The sequence below is a fragment of the Verrucomicrobiota bacterium genome, from assembly GCA_016871495.1.
GTDB lineage: Bacteria > Verrucomicrobiota > Verrucomicrobiia > Limisphaerales > VHDF01 > VHDF01.
Genome location: VHDF01000140.1, coordinates 1 through 7,479 on the forward strand (window position 1 = coordinate 1; position 7,479 = coordinate 7,479).

The 7,479-nt window shown below is 60.7% G+C and carries 7 protein-coding genes; 2 read left to right on the top strand and 5 right to left on the bottom strand.

The annotated features are described in order from the left end of the window. The first annotated feature begins 458 nt into the window (after positions 1-458). The gene (locus FJ404_18750) at positions 459-1,214 is read left to right on the top strand and encodes a ribonuclease PH (GenBank protein ID MBM3824891.1); all 756 of its coding nucleotides are present in this window, start codon (positions 459-461) and stop codon (positions 1,212-1,214) included. 1 nt (position 1,215) lies between these two features. Next, positions 1,216-1,836, top strand: a complete 621-nt coding sequence (locus tag FJ404_18755) for a histidine phosphatase family protein (GenBank protein ID MBM3824892.1) — start codon at positions 1,216-1,218, stop codon at positions 1,834-1,836. Positions 1,837-1,921: 85 nt separating this feature from the next. On the opposite strand, the gene FJ404_18760 is transcribed toward FJ404_18755, so the two are convergent. The 5 genes from FJ404_18760 to FJ404_18780 form a co-directional block, all read right to left on the bottom strand. Next, positions 1,922-2,113, bottom strand: coding sequence for a hypothetical protein (locus tag FJ404_18760; GenBank protein MBM3824893.1), 192 nt, complete (start codon positions 2,111-2,113; stop codon positions 1,922-1,924). Between the two features lie 23 nt (positions 2,114-2,136). Beyond that, the gene (locus tag FJ404_18765; protein MBM3824894.1) at positions 2,137-3,444 is read right to left on the bottom strand and encodes a hypothetical protein; all 1,308 of its coding nucleotides are present in this window, start codon (positions 3,442-3,444) and stop codon (positions 2,137-2,139) included. After that, a complete protein-coding gene (locus FJ404_18770) occupies positions 3,441-4,646 on the bottom strand; it encodes a twin-arginine translocation signal domain-containing protein (protein MBM3824895.1) in 1,206 nt (401 codons plus the stop codon). Before FJ404_18770 ends, FJ404_18765 begins: the two co-directional genes overlap by 4 nt. A 107-nt stretch (positions 4,647-4,753) precedes the next feature. Continuing rightward, complete coding sequence (locus FJ404_18775) at positions 4,754-6,004, bottom strand: hypothetical protein (protein ID MBM3824896.1); 1,251 nt, start codon at positions 6,002-6,004, stop codon at positions 4,754-4,756. Continuing rightward, the gene (locus FJ404_18780; GenBank protein MBM3824897.1) at positions 6,001-6,768 is read right to left on the bottom strand and encodes an endonuclease/exonuclease/phosphatase family protein; all 768 of its coding nucleotides are present in this window, start codon (positions 6,766-6,768) and stop codon (positions 6,001-6,003) included. The genes FJ404_18775 and FJ404_18780 overlap by 4 nt, the downstream gene beginning before the upstream one ends. Positions 6,769-7,479 lie beyond the last annotated feature (711 nt).

Genomic DNA, 7,479 nt, shown 5'->3' on the forward strand with positions numbered 1-7,479 from the left:
TCCCGATGTTGTTGGTAGGGCGGGCCTGTCCCAGCCCGCCGCCCACGGGATGCAAAACATCATGCTCCGGCGGCGCGCCGGGACGGACGCGCCCTACCTGCATCACCGGCAACATCGGGATGCACCGCAGGCCTGCCGGTGCATCCAAAGGTTGCCGGTGACCGGGTTGTCGTGGTCACGCAGACAGCCCTGTCTGCTGTAGCGCAGGCTGCCCAGCCTGCGGGGCGACGAAGGGAACCCGGCGCGTGGAGAGCAGGGAAGGGCCTCGTTCTTCAGCGGCCGGGCCGACGGGCCGTCGGCGATACGGCAGGCTAGGCAGCCTGCGCCACACGACAGACAATTTCGGGATGAACGGCAAGGCTGCCCGCTTTCCTGGCCAGGATGCGCTTCCGGGGACCAAGACGCCGTTTTCCCGGTTGCGCCCGGGGTCCTGGGCTCCTTAGGCTCCCAGCCCTGCAATGGACAAGAACGACTTTACTCCAGCCTCCATCCCCAAGCGATCCGACGGTCGAAGCCCCGGCGATTTGCGTTCAATCCGCTTCCAAAACCACATTGCGCCCCATGCCACCGGGTCCACGCTGATCGAGTGGGGCCAAACCCGTGTCATTTGCGGCGTGACTGTGGAGGAAACGGTGCCGCGCTGGATGAAAGAGCAGGGGGTGCCCGGTGGATGGATCACGGCGGAATACAGCATGCTGCCGTATTCCACGCTCGGCCGCAAAGCGCGCGATATTTCCAAAGGGAAGATCGATGGTCGATCGCAGGAAATCCAGAGGCTCATCGGACGGGCTATTCGCGCCGCGGTGGACCTCAACGCTTTGGGCGCGCGCACGTTGTGGGTGGACTGCGATGTGTTGCAAGCGGACGGCGGGACAAGAACCGCGTCCATTACCGGCAGTTACGTCGCCTTGTGCCTGGCCATGAAGAAACTGATGGCGGAGGGCAAGTTATCCGCCAGTCCAGTGGCCACCCCGGTGGCAGCGGTGAGCGCGGGAGTGGTGCAGGGCGTGCCGCTGCTCGATTTGGCTTACACCGAGGATTCGGGGGCGGAGGTGGATTTGAACCTGGTCATGACGGGGGCGGGCGGCTTCGTGGAGCTTCAAGGCACGGGTGAGAAGTCGAGTTTCTCACCCGATCAACTGGCGGCCATGATTGAACTGGGTCGGTCCGGCTTGCAGCGAATCATGGCCTTGCAAACTCAAGCGATCGGTTGATATGGATCCTTGCACGCGGCTTCTTTTGATCAGGCATGCCGAGGTGGCGGTGGACTACCACCGGGTGTTCGGGGGGCGGATCGACATGGAATTGTCTCCTCACGGTCATCATCAGGCCTCCCGGCTTGCCCAGTATTTGAAGGAGCACCAGATCGATCATATCTACACCAGCCCGATGGTGCGGGCGCGCCAAACGCTGGCGGCCATCGAGCAGTTTCACCTGCCTGAGCCGGTGCCGTTGGCAGGATTGCGCGAGGTGGATTTTGGATCTTGGACTGGTTTGAGCTGGGAGCAGGTCCGGGAAAGATTCAACAAGAGCGCCTATCATTGGTTGACGGAGTTGGATGAGGAAGGCATTCCCGAAGCCGAGCGGGTTCCCGATTTTCGCGCCCGAGTTGAGGATTGTCTGGACCACATCTTGTCCGAATCTCCCCAGCGCACCTCCGCCGTTGTTTGTCATGGCGGGGTGATTCGGATGGCGCTGGCGATCCTGCTCGACCTGCCGTTGCCCAAGATGGCCCACTTCGAGATCGACTACGCGAGCGTGACGTCGGTGGAGATCCATCCGCACAAGCGGGAAGTCCGGCTCTTGAACCTCGCGCCCTGGCGGGACGTGCCCTGAGGTTGAGGCAGGCGGTTGGCGGGGGCATGGTCCACCGCGAAGCTCATGGACTCAGGAGGGAAGCGGTGGACGTCCCGTGCTCGAGTCACTGGGGAGTCAGAATCAAACTCCTGATCAGACGAGACTTCCGAAATCCCTGGTCCAAAGTGACGAGGGGCACGTCGTCCGCCGCCGCGAACGCTGCGAGATAGGCGTCTTGCCAGAGTTTGGGGGAATAGGGAAACCCCTTGGTCAATCGACGAAGAGCTCCTTCCAAGGCGGGTGGCTCGATTTCCAAGGTGAAGCGTGGGTCAGCGAAGATCAATCGCCGGGCTGGCCGGCATCACGAGTCTCGTGCGTGGCCGCATCGCCCCTGGCCTCGTTTTGAATCTCCGAATCGATAATCTCGGCCCCTCGGTAACCCCAATAGGGCAATTGGATTGTCGGCTGGTTCATCCAGCCCACGAAGGGATGATATACGAAAAACTCACTGATGAAGATTTGCGCGACCAGCGTGAATCCGAGGAAGAGCGAAAGGGCAAGCGCCGCCGCGGATCCGACGCGTGTTCCCACCCAGGCGAGCGCCCGAATCCACCAGGCGGGCTCGGGGGTGCTCCCAGAAGTCAACAGGCCCAGCCGGTGCAAGGCCGTCCACTCTTGCGGGGCCAAATCTTCCTCGGCAATGGCCCCTCGCCGCACTCCTCGCAGAATGCCCCGGGCATAAATGCGGGCCGCGGCCATGCGAAGGAGGAAATACGCCGGCACCAGCACCATCGCCGACCAGAACCAATAGCCCTGGAGCCAGGAGGCTGCTTCGGCGGGGCTTCGGCTTTCCCAGTCCGGACGCATCTGGGTCAGGAAGCCGGGCACGGTCTTCAGGATCATGACCGGCAGCGTCAGGATGCTGTAAAGAGCGGCGAGGCCGAGGCAGGAGATCCATTCACGGCGGGAGATTTTCCAGACGAGTTTGAAATCGTAGAAGCATCTCCAGTCGCCCGAGGCCGCTTGCCGGGCTTGGGCCAGTGGAACGTAGAGCATGGCTCCCATGAACAAGAACACCCCCAAGATTCCGGTGAGGGGGCCTACCATCGCCTGTTCATATCCTTTATTGAAGGAATTGTTCCAGCCGTCGTACCACGCGAACAGCCAGAGCAAACATCCTGGAATGGTCAGGACCCAGACGTTGAACAAGGCCTGGATACCGACTTTTAGATTGTTCACCAGCGATCCGAACAACCAGCGGGCCGTTTCCCGGATTCGAGCCCATGGTCCCCCGGCCTCCCGACGCCGGGTTACAAGAAACCAGCGCGGACGTTTCACGTGGTCGCGAGTCCATTGATCTCCGAGAGCGAAGGGTTCCCAGGCATGGCTTCGGCCCTCGTGCACGGCGTGCTTCCACCAGGTTCGGAGCACCTCGCGCTGGGTGCAACGCATGACCCAGCCGAGAAACGCCAAAGCTCCCGGGACGCTCAACACGAACAGCATGCCCAGCAACAGAGACCGAATCCCGTAGAGGAGACGCTCCGCCCAGATTCTTCCCGGGGAGGGTTCCGGCCCGGCCCACACATCGGCGCGGGCCGGCAGGTTTGAGACCTCGGCTGTTTGCCTTGCGGGGAGGTCCTGGTTCATGCGATCGCTTGCTCGAGAACCCGGCCTTCCGCATGATGGGTCTTGAATCCCATCAAGTGGGCGAGAGTCGGCGCCACACAGATTTGGTCGGACTCGCGATCGACGACGCGGCCTGGTGGCACGCCCGGGCCGAAGAAAAGCGCGAAAATTTCGTGGGACGATTTCGAATTGAAATGATGCTGGCAAGGCACGGATACGAACGGATTGCTGTCCCGCCCGCAGTCCGGCACGATCGCAAACACGGTCTTTCCCCGGTAGGCTTCCAGGGACTCCGCTGCGCTCACGATTTGACGCAGTCCCTCGTCCATGATGGCAATGCCGCGCGTGTAGTGCTGCATGTTTCCCCAGTGGATGTAGTCGCAATCGTTGTAGTTGACCATGATGAGGCGGGGACTCAACTCCTGCATCGCTCTGACGGCGAGTTCGGTGAGGAGCCGGTCGCCGCGGGGGTTGACGAGGCCGCTTTCGCCGTAGAACGCGCGCCATCGTTCCCAGAACGATTCCATTTCGGGACCCTGGCGGTCTTTTCCCTGGGTCCGGTAGTCCACCTTGTCCCACTTTTCGAGTTTCTTCTTTTCCTCCGTCAGCTCTTGGCCTGAGAGCCGGCCCTCTTCGATCTTGCGTTGCATGAGCCAGGACTTGAAACGGTAGAGACTCAAGGCGGTGGAACGGTAGTCGATGCCGTAGGCGAAGTGATTGCTGAAGGTGTAGAATTCCTCGTCTGGACGGTCTTCGCCGTTCACGATGAGGGTTTGGTGCGGGGGGACGTCGTAGGCCTTGCGCAGGTATTCGAAAAGCGTGGGCACCTTCGGCTCGAATCGTTGGCCGAGGAATTTGTTCCCGATGTCCTTGTATTGATCGTAACGGCCAGTGACCAGGTTCAACGTGCCTTCGCCATGGCTGGTGTTGAGACCCTTGATCTGGGCGATGGTCATGCGCGGAAAGAACGTGCCGCGTTTGACGAGTTCATGGCGGAAGTACGGGCAGTAGGTTTGCTGGGGATCAAGGCATTCCCGGCGGCGCACGCCGCCTCCAAATCGAATCAGGACCACGTTCGGGCCTTGGTAGCCCGTTCTCGTTTCGGTCGACGGTGCGGTTTCAGCGAACGCACCTTGGGGCGTCATGCTCACGCCGGCTGCGAGTGTGCCGGCTAACGAATGATGCAGGAACTGACGCCGGTTCCAGAGGGGAGAAGGATTCATGCTGTTGGAGATGGATGGCGCGGCTGACACTTTTTCGGGGTCGAGGATCGCTTCGAACGTGCAAGCGGATCGTTCTTCAACATGACACGGGGCAGGGGGTCTAAGTTTCAGGGCAACAACCCGGGCGCGGTCTCCGCCAGGATCGTTCGGATGGCTCGTTTTTCTTCCCGGGGAAGGTAGTCGAATTCCGGATCCGGGCGATGTTCGTCCAGCGCGGAAGCCAGTCGCCGGCTGATTCGGTTCTTGAGTGGGGCGGGCAGCGATTGAAAAGGAGGTTGATAAATCATGTAGCTGCAACGGTGTTTGAACAGCCGCTTTTTCAAGTCCAGATCCCGCAAGGATCTTCCCACTCGATCGGGCTTTCGCTGGGCCAGGAAATCGCGGGCAAAAGCCGGGGAACCCTCGATTCCGCCCTCAGGCAAAGGGGCCTCGTCGGCAAACAGCGCGTATCGAACCAAGATGCGTGCTTGCGCATCGAATTCACGTTCTTGGTCCGGAGTGAGACGATCCGCTCCGAGAAAGAGGATGGTGCGGGCGCGGTAAGCCGCTTCGGCGACGCGATTGGCGAAGCCGGCTTGATGCTCGAGCAATAGGTGGGACAGCACGTCGCTGGTTTCGACCAGATACTTGCTTGGGTTGAAGCGTTCTCCAGCCGGGTTGGGGATGCGAACCAGTTTGCCCTCAACGATCCGACCGATCAGATCCGCCCAAGGCTTGGTCAATCCGTGTTTTCCGGTAAGGTGCCAGCCCCCGAATCGATCGGAGAGCGGTATGTGGTGTCCGGTCTGGCCGACGCGGTAGGCGTTCAGGCTGCCGCCGCTGGGAGTGGGGGTGACCGATTTGAGAATCAATCCCGGCACATGGCCGGTTTCCTCGCTGGCGTGGCAATTCATGCAGCGGTCGGAACGTTCCAGGCGAACCGGCGCTTCGCCGCGCGGGATGTCAAAGATGTAAAGGATGGCTCCCAGATCGGGATCCATTGAAATCAGCTCAATGCGGCCTCCGGGGATGTAGCCCAAATACACATCCTCGTTGAAGTAGATCGCGCGGGGATTGGACGGAGAAATGTAGCGCAGCTGCAAACTGGTGGTGGAAAAGACCCATAATTGGGATGAGGCGGGAATGTTGAGCTCTCGCAGGAGCGACGCGAGGTAAGCCTTTTCACTGGTGCGGTCGAGCGGCAGCTTTCCGGATTCCAGGGCTTCCTTCAACTGCGTCACGCGATCCCTGGGCTGGGAGGTGCTGTAACGATGAGGAGCGCTCTCCAGGTCGTCGTGGCGGAGCGCGGGTCCGCTCGCGGAAGCCGAAGCGAGGCCAAGCACCGCCGCGAAAACCGACAGACACGTTCGCGTCCTCATGGCCCCAGTTTCACCCAAGCTGCGACGGGAAAATGATCGCTGGGGTACTGCCCCATTCGCGAATAGGTGACCACTTGAACGGCCCGGACGGAAACCGGTCCGCGGTGGAGGATCCAATCGATCCGGCGGTCGTTGGCGATTTCACCCTGATAATTGTGGAAGGTGTTGACCTTGGGACCGCGCACTTCGGGGGCGCCCTTCCAGGCATCGGCGAACGCGTCGGGCCGCACGAGGATATCGTAGGCTTTGTTGTTTCCCGCTTCGGCGTTGAAATCTCCCACCAGCAGAAAGGGGAGGGCGGCGTCCAACTTCTTGGAACGTTCGAGAATGAGCGCGGCGGCCTTTTCCCGTGCCGTTTGATTCGCATGATCCAGGTGGGTGTTCCAAAAGAAAAATTCGAGGCCGGTCGAGCGGTTCTTGAACCGCACCCAGGTCACCATGCGTCGATTGCTGTGACCCCACGTCGAGGAACCCATGGTTTCCGGAGTGTCCGACAGCCAGAAATGATCGTAAGCCATGGGCTCGAACCGGTCCTTCCGATAAAAGACCGCCATGAACTCTCCGCGGCTGCCGCCATCCCGTCCGAGTCCGATCCAATCGTAGCCCGGCAAATCGGACGCTAAATCCTTCAATTGACGATACACCCCCTCCTGGGTGCCGATGAGATCCGGGGCCACGGATTCGATGCAGGCCCGCATCACGGGGCGGCGGGCGGGCCAGGCATTGGGAGGATTCTCGCTGGCGTAGCGCAAGTTGAAGCTCATGGCGAAGAGTTCGTTGCCGGGATCCGTTGGGGCGGGCGCCGCGAAGGCGCCAAATCCCAGCAGCAGCCCCGCGATCAAGGCGGGAATCGGATGATTCATGCCGTCAAACTACCAGGAGGGAGCCTCTCTGGCATAGAACATTAGCGTGCCGCACAAACTTTCACTCTGAGGTGAAAAAATTCGCAGTTTCATGACATCTTTACGGTGTCTTGTCGGCATGCCTTCATTCCGAAAGAAAAATGGCCGCTTCCACCTCCATCTCGACACTGCCGAAGACGTCTCCGCCCACGGCGGCCAAGTCCTCTTGAACTGCCCGGCCAAGCGCTTCCATGTCTGGGAACGTCTCTTCACGATCGAGGCCCTTGATCCCCGCGAGCGGCTCTCCTCTGGATTCAGTCCGCTCTCCCTCCTATCCCCAATGGTTCAGGGGACTGCTTCTGGCACCACATCCCTTGCTGACATGGAGCGCTTGGGCCGCGACGAAGGCGGAGCACGCGTAGACGTTTGCCAGGGCTCGGTCCTGATTCAGGACTCCTCTGAACTTGAATTGGTGCTCCTTCCTGTCATAGTCCAGAGCGGATTCCACTTTTTCGATAACAGGTGCAGGGGGCCTCGGTTGGCCTTCCACGCAAGATTGTTGAAGGAGTTCCAATCCGAGCCATGCCCCGAGTATCCGTCGATGTCCTGGAACGATTTGGCACCACCCTGCTG